At 71.3% G+C, this 16,415-nt stretch carries 13 protein-coding genes and 1 tRNA gene; 8 read left to right on the forward strand and 6 right to left on the reverse strand.

Annotated elements, in window-relative coordinates:
* The first annotated feature begins 6 nt into the window (after window positions 1-6).
* Entirely contained in the window at window positions 7-801 is a 795-nt protein-coding gene (locus ABTZ17_RS24710; protein WP_352197887.1) for a maleylpyruvate isomerase family mycothiol-dependent enzyme, read from the forward strand.
* Window positions 802-917: 116 nt separating this feature from the next.
* Window positions 918-1,712, forward strand: a complete 795-nt coding sequence (locus ABTZ17_RS24715) for an META domain-containing protein (RefSeq protein ID WP_352197888.1) — start codon at window positions 918-920, stop codon at window positions 1,710-1,712.
* Between the two features lie 70 nt (window positions 1,713-1,782).
* Here the strand turns inward: ABTZ17_RS24715 and ABTZ17_RS24720 are convergent, their stop codons facing one another.
* Both ABTZ17_RS24720 and ABTZ17_RS24725 read right to left on the reverse strand, forming a co-directional pair.
* The gene (locus ABTZ17_RS24720; RefSeq protein ID WP_352197889.1) at window positions 1,783-3,213 is read right to left on the reverse strand and encodes a sulfatase family protein; all 1,431 of its coding nucleotides are present in this window, start codon (window positions 3,211-3,213) and stop codon (window positions 1,783-1,785) included.
* Window positions 3,214-3,340: 127 nt separating this feature from the next.
* Window positions 3,341-3,436 (reverse strand): putative leader peptide, encoded by a 96-nt coding sequence (locus ABTZ17_RS24725; RefSeq protein WP_352197890.1) that lies wholly within the window; start codon window positions 3,434-3,436, stop codon window positions 3,341-3,343.
* A gap of 147 nt (window positions 3,437-3,583) precedes the next feature.
* Between ABTZ17_RS24725 and purF the strand changes: the two genes are divergently transcribed.
* Window positions 3,584-5,101 (forward strand): amidophosphoribosyltransferase, encoded by a 1,518-nt coding sequence (gene purF / locus ABTZ17_RS24730; RefSeq protein WP_352197891.1) that lies wholly within the window; start codon window positions 3,584-3,586, stop codon window positions 5,099-5,101.
* 39 nt (window positions 5,102-5,140) lie between these two features.
* Complete coding sequence (gene purM / locus ABTZ17_RS24735) at window positions 5,141-6,208, forward strand: phosphoribosylformylglycinamidine cyclo-ligase (protein WP_352197892.1); 1,068 nt, start codon at window positions 5,141-5,143, stop codon at window positions 6,206-6,208.
* A 210-nt stretch (window positions 6,209-6,418) separates the two neighbouring features.
* Here purM and ABTZ17_RS24740 read toward each other — a convergent pair whose 3' ends face one another.
* Together ABTZ17_RS24740 and ABTZ17_RS24745 are read right to left on the reverse strand one after the other, a co-directional pair.
* Window positions 6,419-6,673, reverse strand: a complete 255-nt coding sequence (locus ABTZ17_RS24740; protein ID WP_352197893.1) for a DUF3073 domain-containing protein — start codon at window positions 6,671-6,673, stop codon at window positions 6,419-6,421.
* 281 nt (window positions 6,674-6,954) lie between these two features.
* The gene (locus tag ABTZ17_RS24745) at window positions 6,955-8,061 is read right to left on the reverse strand and encodes a Leu/Phe/Val dehydrogenase (protein WP_352197894.1); all 1,107 of its coding nucleotides are present in this window, start codon (window positions 8,059-8,061) and stop codon (window positions 6,955-6,957) included.
* Between the two features lie 145 nt (window positions 8,062-8,206).
* On the opposite strand from ABTZ17_RS24745, the gene ABTZ17_RS24750 reads away from it, so the two are divergent.
* Window positions 8,207-9,085, forward strand: coding sequence for a DUF8083 family protein (locus tag ABTZ17_RS24750; protein WP_352197895.1), 879 nt, complete (start codon window positions 8,207-8,209; stop codon window positions 9,083-9,085).
* Between the two features lie 633 nt (window positions 9,086-9,718).
* The gene (gene bldC, locus ABTZ17_RS24755) at window positions 9,719-9,925 is read left to right on the forward strand and encodes a developmental transcriptional regulator BldC (protein WP_020869672.1); all 207 of its coding nucleotides are present in this window, start codon (window positions 9,719-9,721) and stop codon (window positions 9,923-9,925) included.
* A 591-nt stretch (window positions 9,926-10,516) separates the two neighbouring features.
* On the opposite strand, the gene ABTZ17_RS24760 is transcribed toward bldC, so the two are convergent.
* Window positions 10,517-10,590 (reverse strand) — tRNA-Asp (locus tag ABTZ17_RS24760).
* Between the two features lie 75 nt (window positions 10,591-10,665).
* Window positions 10,666-14,601 carry an ATP-dependent RNA helicase HrpA gene (gene hrpA, locus ABTZ17_RS24765; protein ID WP_352197896.1) on the reverse strand — a complete coding sequence of 1,312 codons (3,936 nt, stop codon included), beginning with the start codon at window positions 14,599-14,601 and terminating at the stop codon, window positions 10,666-10,668.
* Between the two features lie 146 nt (window positions 14,602-14,747).
* Between hrpA and ABTZ17_RS24770 the strand changes: the two genes are divergently transcribed.
* Window positions 14,748-15,473: a DsbA family protein gene (locus tag ABTZ17_RS24770; RefSeq protein WP_352197897.1), complete on the forward strand. Its 726-nt coding sequence runs from the start codon at window positions 14,748-14,750 to the stop codon at window positions 15,471-15,473.
* Window positions 15,474-15,482: 9 nt separating this feature from the next.
* Window positions 15,483-16,313 (forward strand): cytochrome c biogenesis CcdA family protein, encoded by an 831-nt coding sequence (locus ABTZ17_RS24775; RefSeq protein WP_352197898.1) that lies wholly within the window; start codon window positions 15,483-15,485, stop codon window positions 16,311-16,313.
* Window positions 16,314-16,415 lie beyond the last annotated feature (102 nt).

The following is a 16,415-nucleotide window of genomic DNA, read 5'->3' on the forward strand; positions in this document are numbered from 1 at the left end:
GGAGCCATGCCGACCGCCCGCAGCCCCCGGACCCGCAGCTACGACCCCGCCCGGACGAACGCCGCCGTCACCGCCCAGTTCGCCCTGGTCGCGGAGGCGGTCCGGGGCCTGACCGAGGAGCGGCTGGCCGCCCCCGCCGGCCTGGGGGAGTGGACCGTACGGGAGCTCGCCGCGCACCTGGCCTGGGTGGTGGACTCCCTGGCCGACGCGGTGGACCGGCCGGCCCCGCCGAAGGCGGAGCTCACGGCCGTGCGGTGGCCCACCGCCACCGCGCCGCTCGCCACCGGGATCGCGCGGGCGGCCCGGGAGACCGCCGTCGAGGGGCCGCTCCCGGAGCGGTTCGAGCGGGCCGCCGGACGGCTCGCGACCGTCCTGGCCGAACAGCCGGGCTCCCGGCTGCTCGGCCTGCGCGTCGGCGCGATGACCCTGGCCGACTTCATGGTGACGCGCGCCGTCGAACTCGTCGTCCACACCGACGACCTGAACCGCGCGACCGGCCTGGAGATCCCCTTCGACCGGCAGGCCCTGGCCGCCTGCACCCGCCTGCTGGCCGACGCCCTCGCCGTGCGGGCCCCCGGCGGCTCGGTGGAGGTACGGGTGCCGCCCTTCGCGGTGGTGCAGTGCGTCGAAGGGCCCCGGCACACCCGCGGCACCCCGCCCAACGTCGTCGAGACCGACCCGCTGACCTGGATCCGGCTGGCCACCGGCCGCACCAACTGGGCCGCGGAGCTGGCCGCCGCCCGGATCTCCGCGAGCGGTGAACGCGCCGACCTGGCCGCCCTCCTGCCGCTGATGGGCTGAGCCCGCCCGGCCCGACTCCCCGACGGTCGACGGCGGCGGAGACGGAACCGCCGCCGGCCGGGAGGGAACCGGATCCCTGGGCGCCGCGTCACACCGGCATGCGAAACCTCCGTCTTGTGCCCGCGGCCCTCGTCGCCGCCCTCGCCCTCACCGCCTGCGGCAGCAACAGCACCACGGACTCCGGAGCCGAGACCGGTTCCGGTCCCAAGGAGGTGCTGTCCGGTGTCAAGTGGACCGTCCAGAGCGTCACCGTCGGCGGGAAGAAGACCGAAGCCCCCGCCGGCGCCGCCGACCTGCTGATCGAGGGGAAGGAAGCGACCGGCAACTACGGCTGCAACAACTTCCGCGCCAAGGTCGAGCAGGGCGACGGCACCCTGACCGTGGACCCCGGTCCGACCACCGCCATGGCCTGCGACGTCATCGAGTTCGAGATGCTCTACTCGAAGGTCCTCGAAGGCGAGCTGAAGGTGGCCACCGCCCCCGACTCCCTGACCCTCACCAACGCCAAGGGCGACGCGATCGCCTTCACCAGCAAGGCCGACGCCCCCGCCAAGGCCGCCCCGCTGACCGGCACCCGCTGGAAGGTGGAGCACCTGGCCTCCGGGGCGAACGGCGACGACGTCGTCTCCACCGTCCCCGGCAAGGCGTACTTCACCCTCTCCGCGGACGGCACCGCCGAGGGCAACCTCGGCTGCAACACCTTCCGCGCCCCGGCCACCGTCCAGGGCGACACGATCACCTTCGGCCGGGTCGCCGCCACCCGCATGGCCTGCACCGGAGACGCCGCCGAGACCGAGAAGGGCCTCGGCCTGCTGCTGGCCTCCGGCCCGCTGACCTACAAGATCGACGGCTCCACCCTCACCCTCACCGGCAAGGACGGCCACGGCCTCGGCGCCCAGGCCGCGAAGTAGCGGCAGCCCGCACCCACCCGGCCCCGGTCGGCCGCCCCGCAGGGGGCGGACCGACCGGGGCCGGCGCCGTTCAGGACGGGTAGGGCAGCAGCCCGGCGTCCGTCCGCTCCCAGGCCGCCCGCAGCTCCGCCAGCCGGGCCGGTTCCACGGCCGCCTTGTCGGCCTGCTCGCGGACGTCGCCGGCCAGGTCGAAGAGCTGGTCCCGACCCGCCTTGCCCCGGTAGTACTTCCAGTTCCCGCGGCGCAGCGCCCGCTCCCCGCGCACCCGCCAGAACAGGTCCCGGGCGGGGGCCCGTTCCCCGCGCAGCAGGTAGCCCGCGAGGCTCGCCCCGTCCAGCGGGTGCGAGGCGGCCGGTCGGGCCCCGGCCACCTCCAGCAGGGTGGCCGTCCAGTCCGGGCTGAACACCGGGGCGTGGCTGACCTGCCCGCCGTCCAGCCGGGCCGGCCAGCGCAGCAGCGTGGGCACCCGGATGCCGCCCTCCTGGAGGGAGCCCTTGTTGCCGGCCAGCGGCCAGTTGTAGGAGAACCGCTCGCCGCCGTTGTCGCTGGCGAAGACGACCAGGGTGTCCCGCTCCTGCCCGGAGCGGCGCAGGGCCTGGAGCACCTTGCCCACGGACCGGTCCAGGTCCTCCACCAGTTCCTTGTACTTGGCCAGGGAGCCGCCGTCCTGGTGCCACAGGGCCCGGCCGTCGCCGGCCTTGATCCGGCGGACGATCTCGGCGCTCTCCTCGGTGTCCCCGTCCGCGATCCACGGCCAGTGCGGGGTGGTGAAGTTGAGGTTCAGCAGCCAGGGCTTGTCGTGGTCGCGGGAGACGTACTCGCTCGCCCGCTCGGTCAGGATCCGGGTGTAGTACCGCAGGTCCTTGTACTCGGCGTCGCCCTCGTAGAGGTCGTACTCGCCGCCGAGACCGAGCTTGGAGTAGTACTCCAGGGCCCCGCCGAAGTTGCCGAAGAACTCGTCCCAGCCGGACCGGGTGGGGCTGTAGTCGGGCAGGTATCCGCAGTGCCACTTGCCGATCAGGGCGGTGGCGTAGCCGGCGCCCCGCAGCAGCGAGGCCAGCGTGGGGTGGGTGGGCTCCAGGCCCACGGACTTGTCGGCGATGGGCTCCGCGAGCCCGCCGCGGGTCCGCCCCGGGAAGCGGCCGGTGTACAGGCTGAAGCGGGTCGGGGAGCAGGTGGCGGAGCCCGAGTAGGCGTCCGTGAAGCGCACCCCCTCGCGCCCCAGCCGGTCCAGGTTCGGGGTGTGGATGTCGGGGGAGCCGTACGCGGAGAGGTCCGCCCAGCCCAGGTCGTCACCCAGGATGAAGAGGATGTTGGGGCGCTTCGAGCGGCGCTTCGGATCGGCCCGGAACTCCCTCTCGCGGGGTGCCGGAGAGGCCCCGGAAGGGGTGTGGGCGAGGGCTTCGGGGGCGGTGGAAAGGCCCACCGCGGCGGTGGCCGCGGTGGCTCCGACGGCCCCTCCGAAGGCACGGCGGGACAACGGGCTCTTGGAGGAAGACACGAGGACTCCAGGGCATGGCCCGGCGGTCCGGCCAGGGGGCGGTGCGCGGGACGGCGCACACCGCCGCCCGGCCGGAGCGGACGGGGCGGAGCGAAGTGAAAAGGGAAAAGGAAACGCAGAGTTGCGATTACGCAGAGCAGCGACAGATGGCGCTCGCGACACGGACCAGGTCAACGTGGCGGCGCTCGACGAGGGTGACGGGACGGTCACCGAAGGGCTGCATGGGGCGAGAGCCTGTACGAGCCTTTTGTAGATGTCAACAAGGGGATCCGCATACCGAGACGTGGGGGTCCCGTCACCCTCTGTGCTGTGACATTTCCCGGGCTTCCCCAATTCGGACCAGTGGTCGATCTCGCCTACACTCGGGGGCGTGCCTCGTGGTGATGGACGACTCAACCACGACCTGCTCCCCGGCGAGAAGGGCCCCCAGGACGCTTGCGGCGTCTTCGGTGTCTGGGCTCCGGGTGAAGAGGTCGCCAAGCTCACCTACTTCGGACTGTATGCGCTGCAGCACCGTGGACAGGAGTCCGCGGGAATCGCAGTGAGCAACGGTTCCCAGATCCTCGTCTTCAAGGACATGGGACTCGTCTCCCAGGTCTTCGACGAAACCTCCCTCGGCTCCCTCCAGGGACATATCGCGGTCGGTCACGCGCGCTACTCCACCACCGGAGCCTCGGTGTGGGAGAACGCGCAGCCCACCTTCCGTGCCACGGCCCACGGCTCGATCGCCCTGGGTCACAACGGCAACCTGGTCAACACGGCCGAGCTCGCCGAGATGGTCGCCGACCTGCCCAAGCAGGACGGCCGTGCCACCCAGGTGGCGGCCACCAACGACACCGACCTGGTCACGGCCCTGCTGGCCGGACAGGTCGACGCCGACGGCAAGCCGATGACCATCGAGGAGTCCGCCCGCGCGGTCCTCCCCAAGGTCAAGGGGGCCTTCTCGCTCGTCTTCATGGACGAGGGGACCCTCTACACCGCACGCGACCCGCAGGGCATCCGCCCGCTGGTGCTCGGCCGCCTGGAGCGCGGCTGGGTGGTCGCGAGCGAGACCGCCGCCCTCGACATCTGCGGCGCCAGCTTCGTCCGCGAGGTCGAACCGGGCGAGCTCATCGCGATCGACGAGAACGGCCTCCGCACCTCCCGATTCGCGGAAGCGAAGCCCAAGGGCTGCGTCTTCGAGTACGTGTACCTGGCCCGCCCGGACACGGACATCGCGGGTCGGAACGTCTACCTCTCCCGGGTCGAGATGGGTCGCCGCCTCGCGGCGGAAGCGCCCGTCGACGCCGACCTGGTGATAGCGACCCCCGAGTCCGGGACCCCCGCGGCCGTCGGCTACGCCGAGGCCAGTGGTATCCCGTACGGCTCCGGACTGGTGAAGAACGCCTACGTGGGCCGCACCTTCATCCAGCCCTCGCAGACCATCCGGCAGCTCGGCATCCGGCTGAAGCTGAACCCCCTCAAGGAGGTCATCCGGGGCAAGCGCCTGGTGGTCGTGGACGACTCCATCGTCCGCGGCAACACCCAGCGCGCCCTGGTCCGGATGCTCCGCGAGGCGGGCGCCGCCGAGGTCCACATCCGGATCTCCTCCCCGCCCGTGAAGTGGCCGTGCTTCTTCGGCATCGACTTCGCCACCCGCGCGGAGCTGATCGCCAACGGCATGACCGTGGAGGAGATCGGCAAGTCCCTGGGCGCCGACTCCCTCTCGTACATCTCCCTGGACGCCATGGTCGAGGCGACCACCATCGCCAAGCCGGACCTGTGCCGGGCCTGCTTCGACGGGGAGTACCCGATGGAGCTGCCGGACCCCGAGCTCCTGGGCAAGCAGCTGCTGGAGACCGAGCTGCTGGGCGGCACCGACGCCGCCGACGCGCTCCGGCGCCCGTGACACCCGCTCAACGCAGTAACGACACGAAAGCTCTCACCCATGTCTGAGACCACCGGTGCCTCCTACGCGTCCGCGGGCGTCGACATCGAAGCGGGCGACCGCGCCGTCGAGCTCATGAAGCAGTGGGTCAAGAAGACCCGGCGTCCCGAGGTCCTGGGCGGCCTCGGGGGCTTCGCGGGACTCTTCGACGCCTCCGCCCTCAAGGGCTACGAGCGGCCCCTGCTGGCCTCCGCCACCGACGGAGTCGGCACCAAGGTGGACATCGCCCGCCAGATGGGCGTGTACGACACCATCGGCCACGACCTGGTCGCGATGGTCATGGACGACATCGTCGTCTGCGGCGCGGAGCCGCTCTTCATGACCGACTACATCTGCGTGGGCAAGGTCCACCCGGAGCGGGTCGCCGCGATCGTCAAGGGCATCGCCGAGGGCTGCGTCCTCGCCGGCTGCGCGCTCGTCGGCGGCGAGACCGCCGAGCACCCGGGCCTGCTCGGCCCGGACGACTTCGACGTGGCGGGCGCCGGTACCGGCGTCGTCGAGTACGACCGGTTGCTGGGCGCCGATCGCATCCGGAAGGGGGACGCCGTCATCGCGATGGCCTCCTCCGGACTTCACTCGAACGGGTACTCGCTGGTACGCCACGTGCTCTTCGACCGGGCGGGTCACGCCCTGGACCGCGAGGTCCCGGAGTTCGGCCGCACCCTCGGCGAGGAGCTGCTGGAGCCCACGAAGATCTACTCCCTGGACTGCCTGGCCCTCACCCGGACCGCCGAGGTCCACGCCTTCTCGCACATCACGGGCGGCGGCCTGGCGGCCAACCTGGCCCGGGTCCTCCCCGACCACCTGCACGCCACCGTGGACCGTTCGACCTGGACCCCGGGCGCGATCTTCGACCTGGTGGGCAAGGCCGGTCAGGTGGAGCGCCTGGAGCTGGAGAAGACCCTGAACATGGGCGTCGGCATGATGGCCGTGGTCCCGCAGGAGTCGGTGGAGGTGGCCCTGACCACCCTGGCCGACCGCGGCGTCGAGTCCTGGGTCGCCGGAGAGGTCGTCGACCGCGGCGACCACGCCGAGGGCGCCGCCCTCACCGGGGACTACGCCGCCTGACCTGCGGGAACACCGGCACCATACGCATGAGGAGGGGGAGCGGACCCACGGGTCCGCTCCCCCTCCTCATGCGTGGCGTGCCCCGGTCACCGGTCGTCCGCGCACCGGTCGTACGCGTTCGGAAACCGTCGCGCGCAGCACTGAACCCGGTCCGGGGCATCCCGGACCGGGTTCAGTGCGTGTTCCTTGCGCCGGCCGAGCCGGCCGGAGTCAAGCCCCGCGACGCTGCTGCGACGGACCGGACTCCTCGTCCTCGTCGTCAGCGTCGTACAGCTCCGCGTAGCGTGCGTACGGGTCGTCGTCGTCCTCGACCTCGTCCTCGAACGGCTCGCTGTTCGGCGGCTGCTGGTTCGAAGTCGATGCGCCCAGCTCGTTGGCCAGACGCGACAGGTCAGTCCCGCCGCTGCTGTACTTCAGCTGGCGGGCGACCTTCGTCTGCTTGGCCTTTGCCCGGCCGCGCCCCATGGCTCGACCCCCTCGGTGACGGGGCTCGACGGCCCCAGAGTCTTGACACGCGTTCATGATTCGGAACGGGCTCTCCGCAGAGAGACCGGTCCGTAGGGCTTCAACGGTACCTGCTTCCGGGGCCATACGGTACGCCGCCCGCATGACGTGCCTCGCCGCAGTGCCGGCGAGACGCCCTGTACTCGCTGGTCAGCTGCGATTTTAGCCTCTTATCGCCCGGCGACCCGCCGAAGCGCAGTGAGTCTCACCACGCCGCGTCCGACGGGCCGCCGGTACGGGCCTCAGGCCGTGCGCGCGGCGCGCGCGTCGGCCATCCGCTGCTCCGCCACGCGGTCGGCGGCGGCGGCCGGGGGGATGCCGTCCGACTTCGCGCGAGCAAAGATCTCCAGGGTGGTGTCGAAGATCTTCGTGGCCTTGACCTTGCAGCGGTCGAAGTCGAAGCCGTGCAGCTCGTCGGCGACCTGGATCACGCCGCCCGCGTTGACCACGTAGTCGGGGGCGTAGAGGATCCCGCGGTCCTGGAGGATCTTCTCGACCCCGGGGTGGGCGAGCTGGTTGTTGGCCGCGCCGCAGACGATCTTCGTGGTGAGCACCGGGACGGTGTCGTCGTTGAGGGCGCCGCCGAGCGCGCAGGGGGCGTAGATGTCGAGGCCCTCGGTGCGGATGAGGGTCTCGGTGTCGGCGACGGCGGTGACCTGCGGGTGCTTGTCGAGGATCCGCTGCACGGACTCGGTGCGGACGTCGGTGATGACGACCTCGGCCCCGTCCTCCAGGAGGTGCTCGACGAGGTAGTGGCCCACCTTGCCGACGCCCACCACGCCGACCTTGCGGCCGCGCAGGGTCGGGTCGCCCCACAGGTGCTGGGCGCTGGCCCGCATGCCCTGGAAGACGCCGTAGGCGGTCAGTACGGAGGAGTCGCCGGCGCCGCCGTTCTCGGGGGAGCGGCCGGTGGCCCAGCGGGTCTCGCGGGCGACCACGTCCATGTCGGCGACGTAGGTACCGACGTCGCAGGCGGTCACGTAGCGGCCGCCCAGGGACTCCACGAAGCGGCCGTAGGCCAGGAGGAGTTCCTCGCTCTTGAGGAGCTCGGGGTCGCCGATGATCACGGCCTTGCCGCCGCCGTGGTCCAGTCCGGCCAGGGCGTTCTTGTACGACATGCCGCGGGACAGGTTGAGCGCGTCGAGCACGGCCTCCTCGTCGGAGGCGTACGCGTGGAAGCGGGTGCCGCCGAGGGCGGGGCCCAGGGCGGTGTCGTGCAGGGCGATGACGGCCTTCAGGCCCGTGGCGCGGTCCTGGCACAGCACGACTTGCTCGTGGCCGCCCTGCTCCGTGCGGAACAGGGTGTGCAGGACGCCGGCGGTCATTTCGGTCACGGTGGTGACTCCCATGGAAGAGATGCGGCGGAAAGGCCCTCCTGCGGGTGGGGAGGGCGGGTAGGAGCAGGGTAAGACGTGCCGGGGCCCCGGCGGGGCCGAGTGCCGGGGATCACCCTCCCCCGGAGTATCGGGGCTCCGCGCGGGGGAGGACGGCAGGGTGACGGATTCCTCTGAACTCCCGGGCTCCCGGCCGCGTGGCGCCCGTTCGGCGCTGGTCGTGCCGTACGCCTCCTACCTGCGCGTCTACGAGCCCCTGGCGGCCTTTCCCGAGCCCGAGCGGGCCCACTGGGCGGAGTACGCGCGGCGCGGCTCCTTCCCGACCTACCAGGACGAACTGCGGCGGTCGCTGGCGGACTTGACCCCGGTGCCGCCGGTGGGCGTGCCGGTGCACGAGAGCGGGGACGCCTTCACGGTCACGGTGGACGGCGTGCTGCTGGTCTGTCCGTGGCGGACCCGGCTGCGCGGCTGGCTGGCGCTGCGGGAGCTGTCGGAGGAGTTCCCGGCCCCGGTCCTGGACGCGGCGCTGCCCCCGGTGGTCCGCCGGCAGGCCGAGGCGGACTACGAACGCTGGCGGGAGCGGAACCCGGACGCCCGGCCGTGGATCCGCACGGCGGTCTGGCAGGTGCCGCTGCGCTGGTTCGTGCTGGTGGCGGACGAGGAGCGGGAGTACGCGCCCGGGGAGAGCCTGCGGTACCGGACACCGATGGTCCAGGCCAGGAGGCGGCTGGCGCGGGCCCTGAGGGTGCTCAGGGAGGCCGCGGAGGAGGAGGACCGCGGGGAGACCGAGCTGGCCGCGGGACTCGTGGAGGTGGGCACCTGGCTGGAGGAGTTCCATCCGCGGTCCCTGGTGGAGATCGACTACGGCGGTCTGGTCCACGCGCTGCCCGCGGAGGCGTTGGCCGAGGACCGCTCGGCGGCGGAACTGGCCGCGGGGCTGGGGGCGCTGGCGGCAGGGGACGCGGAGGCGGCGGGGGAGGCGTACGAGGGGCTGGCGGCGCGCTGGCGGGCGGTCCGGGAGCGGCTCTTCGCCAACTGAGCAGGTCGGAGCGCGGGCGGGCGGGGGCGCGGGCCGGGGGCCGCGCGGGGCCCCGAGGCGTGTCCGGAGGGGGTCGGGGAGGCCCGGTCGGGGGGCCTCCGAGTGTCCGGTCGGCAAAAGGGGGCTGGTGGAGACGCCGGATGGATGCGACCATTCCGGACTCCGGCCAACACTCGGGTCCTAGTGCCGGGACCTACGTCCCGATCCGGGCCATTGGCCCAAGCGTGACGGACCGCACTAACTTCACCCTTGCGCCGTTCCCCTACCCTCGTGCCAAAATAGGACAAGGAGTCCGGGGAGGGTTCCTTCCGCCCATCTAAGGGCGGAATGCTCGGTATTGCACTCTATGGGGGGTCTTGCGGCTCCCGATCGCTGTGTGACTGATCGTCACTGTGGGGTGACTGTCCGTTATGGGCGGGTCCATCGGCTTCCGTCGCTGATGAACACCTCAGAGGGCAATTCCATCGGTTTGGCCTACGAGGCTGGACGGATGGTGTAGTTGTAGTGCCGAGGACAAGCCGTTCGTCCTATAACCGACTCGGCCCGCGTATGTCCATTTCGGGCAACGCGGGCCAAGGTGCAGAATTTAGAGGAAAGAACCGAGATGGTTCGGTTCTCCCGAGGAGGCCGCTCATGACCGCTCGCACCCCTGATGCCGAGCCGCTGCTGACCCCGGCTGAGGTCGCCACCATGTTCCGCGTGGACCCGAAGACGGTTACCCGCTGGGCCAAGGCCGGCAAGCTCACGTCCATCCGCACCCTGGGTGGGCACCGCCGGTACCGCGAGGCCGAGGTTCGCGCCCTGCTCGCGGGAATTCCGCAGCAGCGCAGCGAAGGCTGACAAGCACGGCAGCACCCCGTTTTACCGGGCTTTACGGATCCCCCAATCCGATAAGCCCACCTGATTCATGAGGCCGAGCCTGCCCCAACAGGTTCACCAGGCCGTTGATCGCGCTGGACTCCGCCGGGTCCAGCGCGATTTTTTTATACCCCCGGAACGGGTGGGGAAGATGGGTCGGAGGGGAGAGGAGGGGGGTCCGTGAGGGCTCCCGGTGGATCCCCTCCGGAGAGGTGCAATTGCACATATTAAATTGTGGGCACGTATAGGTGCGATAAATGCCGCCGGTTCTGAAACTCATTCGGTGACACCCGTCACATCTGATGACTCTTGTACATCCGGCATTGCACCCGTAAGGGGACCGGCCGGTCGAGACCGGTCATGCGGGAGGGGGATTCCGGGGCTCGGGCTCGAACGGAAGAAAGGATTCCGCATTCGTGTTCCCGGGAGCCGGGCCGGCGGTACGGAAGCGGGCGGGCGCGCGGGCGAGCACACGCACAGCCGGGCGGGGGCCCGGACGCGACGGCGCGCGTCGTCCGGGAACGCGAAAACGACCAGGGGCCCGTATCCGAGATACGGGCCCCTGGTTCGAGGCGATCCTGACGGGACTTGAACCCGCGACCTCCACCTTGACAGGGTGGCGAGCTAACCAACTGCTCCACAGGACCTTGTTCGCGACCGCTTGAGCGGCTGCGAACAAGACTGTACAGCAGTTCAGGGGGTGCGGTCGAACCCGCCCGCCGTCAGCTCCCGACCACGGCGTCGATGGCCTTCACGATGCGCTTGTCGGACACCGGATGGGCCGTGCCGAGGGCGTGCGCGAAGTAGCTGACCCGCAGTTCCTCGATCATCCAGCGGATGTCCGTGACCGCCTCCGGGACGGGTCGTCCCTTCGGCAACTGCTCCAGCAGCCAGGCGTACTCGTCCTGCATCTCGTGGACCTTCTCCATGCGCGTGGTGTCGCGCTGGGCGCCCGTCGGCATCTGCTGGAGCCGGCGGTCCACCGCGACCAGATAGCGCATCAGGTCGGGGAGCCGCTTCAGCCCGGTCAGGGTGACGAACCCGGCCGGCATGAGGGCCGCCAGCTGCGCCTTGACGTCCTGGACGTTGTTCAGGAGCGCCAGGCTGCCGGTGGCCTTCACGCGCCGCTCACAGGCCTGCCAGGCCGCCAGGATCTGCTGGACCTGCCCGACGGTCCGCACGGTCGTGTCGACCAGGTCGGCGCGGACGGCGTCGAAGAGGCGGCGGTGGGCGGCCTCGTCCCAGGCCGGGCCGCCGTGCACGGCGATCAGCCGGTCCGTGGCGGCGGTGGCGCAGTCCTCGAAGAGGGCCTGCACGGAGCCGTGCGGGTTCCGGGAGAGGGCCAGCTTCTGCTGGTTGCTCAGCTTGTCCGAGGCGAACTTCGCCGGGTTCACCGGGATGTTCAGCAGGATCAGCTTCCGGGTGCCCCGCCACATGGCCTGCTGCTGCTCGGCCTCGGTGTCGAAGAGCCGGACGGCCACCGTGGCGCCCTCATCCACCAGCGCCGGGTACGCCTTGACCGGCTGCCCGGCCCGACGGGTCTCGAAGACCCGCGGCAGGGTCCCCAGGGTCCAGTCCGTCAGGCCGGCCCGCTCCAGGGACTCGCCGCCCGACCGCTCGGCGGTGGCGGCGGCGGCCTTGGAGAGGGCCTGCCGGGCCTTCGGCTTCAGCCGCAGCCGCAGGGCCTCCAGGTCCTTGTCCTCGGCCACGGTACGGCGCCGCTCGTCGACGATCCGGAAGGTGATCTTGAGGTGGTCCGGGATCCGGGTCAGGTCGAAGTCCGCGGCCGTGACCGGCACGCCCACCATCCGGTGCAGCTCCCGGGCCAGTGTGACCACCAGCGGCTCCTGGAGGGGCACCGCGGAGTCCAGGAAGCGGGCCGCGAAGTTCGGGGCGGGCACGTAGTGGCGGCGGATCGGCTTGGGCAGCGAGCGGATCAGCTCCGTCACCACCTCTTCGCGCAGGCCCGGGATCTGCCAGTCGAAGCCCTCGTCCGTGACCTGGTTGAGCACCTGGAGCGGGACGTGCACGGTGACGCCGTCGGCGTCCGCGCCCGGCTCGAACTGGTACGTCACCCGGAACTTCAGCGCGCCCTGGCGCCAGGAGTCCGGGTAGTCGGCCTTGGTGACCCCGGCGGCCTTCTCCGTGAGGAGCATCTCCCGCTCGAAGTCGAGGAACTCCGGCTCCTCCTTCCGCTTGTGCTTCCACCACGAGTCGAAGTGGGCCCCGGAGACCACGTGCTCGGGGACCCGCTTGTCATAGAAGTCGAAGAGGGTCTCGTCATCGACGAGGATGTCCCGGCGGCGGGCCCGGTGCTCCAGCTCCTCCACGTCCGCCAGCAGCCGGCGGTTGTCCGCGAAGAACTTGTGGTGGGTCCGCCAATCGCCCTCCACCAGGGCATTCCTGATGAACAGCTCGCGGGAGACCTCGGGGTCGATCCGCCCGTAGTTGACCTTGCGCTGGGCCACGATCGGCACCCCGTACAGGGTCACCCGCTCGTAGGCCATCACGGCCGCCTGGTCCTTCTCCCAGTGCGGCTCGCTGTAGGTGCGCTTGATCAGATGCTGGGCGAGCGGCTCCACCCATTCCGGTTCCACTTTCGCGTTGACCCGGGCCCACAGCCGGGAGGTCTCCACCAGCTCGGCGGACATGAGGAACTTCGGCTGCTTCTTGAACAGCGCCGAACCCGGGAAGATCGCGAACTTCGCGGAGCGCGCCCCGAGGTACTCGTTCTTGTCGGTGTCCTTGAGGCCGATGTGCGAGAGCAGGCCCGCCAGCAGCGAGACGTGCACGGACTGCTCGGGCGCGTCTTCCTCGTTGAGGTGGATGCCCATGGTCTTCGCGACCGTCCGCAGCTGGGAGTAGATGTCCTGCCACTCCCGGATCCGCAGGAAGTTCAGGTACTCCTGCTTGCACATCCGGCGGAAGGCGGAGGAGCCCCGTTCCTTCTGCTGCTCGCGGACGTACCGCCACAGGTTGAGGAAGGCGAGGAAGTCGGAGGTCTCGTCCTTGAACCGGGCGTGCTGCTGGTCGGCCTGGGTCTGCTTGTCGGAGGGCCGCTCGCGGGGGTCCTGGATGGACAGGGCCGCGGCGATCACCATGACCTCGCGCACGCAGCCGTTCTTGTCCGCCTCGACCACCATGCGGGCCAGCCGCGGGTCCACCGGCAGCTGGGACAGCTTGCGGCCCATGGTGGTGAGCCGTTTCTTCGGATCCTTCTCGGCCGGGTCCAGGGCGCCCAGCTCCTGGAGCAGCTGCACGCCGTCGCGGATGTTGCGGTGGTCCGGCGGGTCGATGAAGGGGAACTTCTCGATCTCGCCCAGCCCGGCCGCCGTCATCTGCAGGATGACCGAGGCGAGGTTGGTGCGCAGGATCTCGGCGTCGGTGAACTCCGGCCGCGCGAGGAAGTCGTCCTCCGAGTACAGCCGGATGCAGATGCCGTCCGAGGTGCGCCCGCAGCGGCCCTTGCGCTGGTTGGCGCTGGCCTGGCTGATCCGCTCGATGGGGAGCCGCTGCACCTTGGTGCGGTGGCTGTAGCGGGAGATGCGGGCGGTGCCCGGGTCGATCACGTACTTGATGCCGGGGACGGTCAGCGAGGTCTCGGCGACGTTGGTGGCGAGCACGATCCGGCGGGTGGTGCCGGGGCCGGGCCGCTGGAACACCCGGTGCTGCTCGGCGTGCGAGAGTCGCGCGTACAGCGGCAGCACCTCGGTGAAACGGAGCTTCCGTTTGATCAGGGCGTCCGCGGTGTCGCGGATCTCGCGCTCGCCGGAGAGGAAGACCAGGACGTCGCCCGGCCCCTCGCCCTGGAGCTCGTCCACGGCGTCGCAGATGGCCGTGATCTGGTCCCGGTCGGCCTCCTCGGAGTCCTCCTCCAGGAGCGGCCGGTACCGCACCTCCACCGGGTAGGTCCGCCCGCTGACCTCGACGATCGGGGCGTCCCCGAAGTGCCGGGAGAAGCGCTCGGGGTCGATGGTGGCGGAGGTGATCACGACCTTGAGGTCGGGGCGCTTGGGCAGCAGCTGGGCCAGGTAGCCCAGCAGGAAGTCGATGTTGAGGGACCGCTCGTGGGCCTCGTCGATGATGATCGTGTCGTAGGCGCGCAGCTCGCGGTCGGTCTGGATCTCGGCGAGCAGGATGCCGTCGGTCATCAGCTTCACGAAGGTGGCGTCCTGGTCCACCTGGTCGGTGAAGCGGACCTTCCACCCGACGGTCGCGCCGATCTCCGACTTCAGCTCCTCGGCGATCCGCTCGGCGACGGTGCGGGCGGCGAGCCTGCGGGGCTGGGTGTGGCCGATCATGCCCCGGACGCCCCGACCCAGCTCCATGCAGATCTTGGGGATCTGCGTGGTCTTGCCGGAACCGGTCTCACCGGCGACGATCACGACCTGGTGGTCGCGTATCGCCTCGGCGATCTCGTCCTTCTTCCGGCTGACCGGGAGGGACTCGGGATAGGTGACCTCCGGCATCCGGGCGGCGCGCCGGGAGATCCGCTCGGCGGCCTTCGCGGCCTCCGCGGCGATCTCGTCGAGCACGGCCTGCCGGGCCTCGGGCTTGCGGATGCGGCGGGCGCCTTCGAGACGACGGCCGAGCCGGTGAGCGTCGCGGAGCGAGATCTCACCGAGCTGGGTCTGCAGGGCGGCGAAGGAAGTAGACATACCTGCTCGATGATCCCACCCCTGCCCTCCGTCCGGCGAACGCATTTGTGGGGCCACCCCGTAGCATTCCGGGACGACCTCAGACGAACCGGCCCTCCGGTCGCCGGATTTCGTAAGCCGTTCACAAGCTCTGGAGCCCTTACTTCATGCCCCGGTCCGTGAAGCCCCTGCTCATCTCGGCCGGCGTGGCCGTGGCCGCCGCCGCCCTCGCCCTGCTCTCCTACGCGGCCACGAAGCCCGAGGAGGCCGGCACGACGGTCCAGGGCGCCCCGCGGGGCCAGGGCCAGAGCTGGTCCGAGGCCGCCGACCCGAAGCTGCTGGCCCTGGCCCGCCGGGACCCGGCGGACGCCATGGCGGTGGGCCGCCCCGACGCCCCCGTGGTCCTCATCGAGTACGCCGACTACCAGTGCGGCTACTGCGCCAAGCACGCCCGCGACACCGCGCCCGCCCTCATCGAGAAGTACGTGAAGGACGGCACCCTGCGCATCGAGTGGCGCAACGCCACCATCTTCGGCGAGCAGTCCGAGGCCGCCGCCCGCGCCGCCTGGGCCGCCGGCCGCCAGGGCCGCTTCCAGCAGTTCCACGCCGCCGCCTACGCCGAGGGAGTCAAGGAGCAGGGCTTCGGCCCGGACCGCCTCAAGGCCCTCGCCGAGGAGGCCGGGGTGCCCGACCTGGACCGCTTCCTCAAGGACACGGACGGCCCCGAGGCCCGCGCGGCCCTGAAGAAGGACCAGGACGAGGCGGCCCGCATCGGGGTCCGCTCCACCCCCTCCTTCCTCATCAACGGCCACCCCGTCTCCGGGGCGCAGCCCCTGGAGTACTTCACGGCCGCCGTCAAGATGGCCGCCGACCGGCCCCGCACCCAGGGGTAGGGGGCCGCGATGCAGATCGGCTACCTCGCGGCCTTCCTCGGCGGGCTCCTCGCCCTCCTCAGCCCGTGCAGCGCCCTGCTGCTGCCCGCCTTCTTCGCCTACTCCGTGGACTCGGCCTCCCGGCTGCTGGCCCGGACCGGGATCTTCTACGCGGGCCTGGCCACCACCCTGGTGCCGCTCGGGGCCGCCGGCTCCCTCACGGGCCGCTTCTTCCACGGCCACCGCGACCAGCTGGTCCTGGCCGGGGGCTGGCTGATCATCGCGCTGGGCGCGGCCCAGGTGCTGGGCCTGGGCTTCGCCTCCCGGCGGATGGCGGAGCTGTCCGGCCGGATCCGCCCGGACACGGCCCTGTCGGTGTACGCGCTGGGCGCGGTGTACGGGCTGGCCGGGTTCTGCGCGGGCCCGATCCTCGGCAGCGTGCTGACCGTGGCCGCGGTCAGCGGGAACCCGGTCTACGGCGGGGTCCTGCTCGCCGTGTACGCCCTGGGGATGGCGGTTCCGCTGTTCGTGCTGGCGGTGCTGTGGGAGCGGTTCGGGCTGGGGAAGCGGCGCTGGCTGCGGGGCCGCGAGCTGGTCCTGGGGCGGCTGCGACTGCACACCACCTCGATGCTGTCGGGGCTGTTCTTCATCACGCTGGGCGTGCTGTTCCTCGTCTACGACGGGGCGGCCTCGCTGCCGGGGCTGTTGGACGTGGACGACAGCTTCGCCGTGGAGCAGCGGGTACGGGAGCTGGCGGACGGGGTCCCGGACTGGGCGCTGCTGGGCCTGGTGGCCGCGGGCGCCGCGACGGCCGGCCTGGTGCAGTGGCGGCGGTCGGGACGGGAGCCCGAGGAGGGCTGAGCCGTGCGGTCCCGCCCCCCCCCCGCGGGGCCCCCCCCCCCCCGCGGGGCCCCCCACCCCCGAACCCGCCCGCCGGGGGGGGGCCGCAGAAGATACCACGCG

Source organism: Streptomyces sp. NPDC097619, from assembly GCF_040302735.1.
GTDB lineage: Bacteria > Actinomycetota > Actinomycetes > Streptomycetales > Streptomycetaceae > Streptomyces.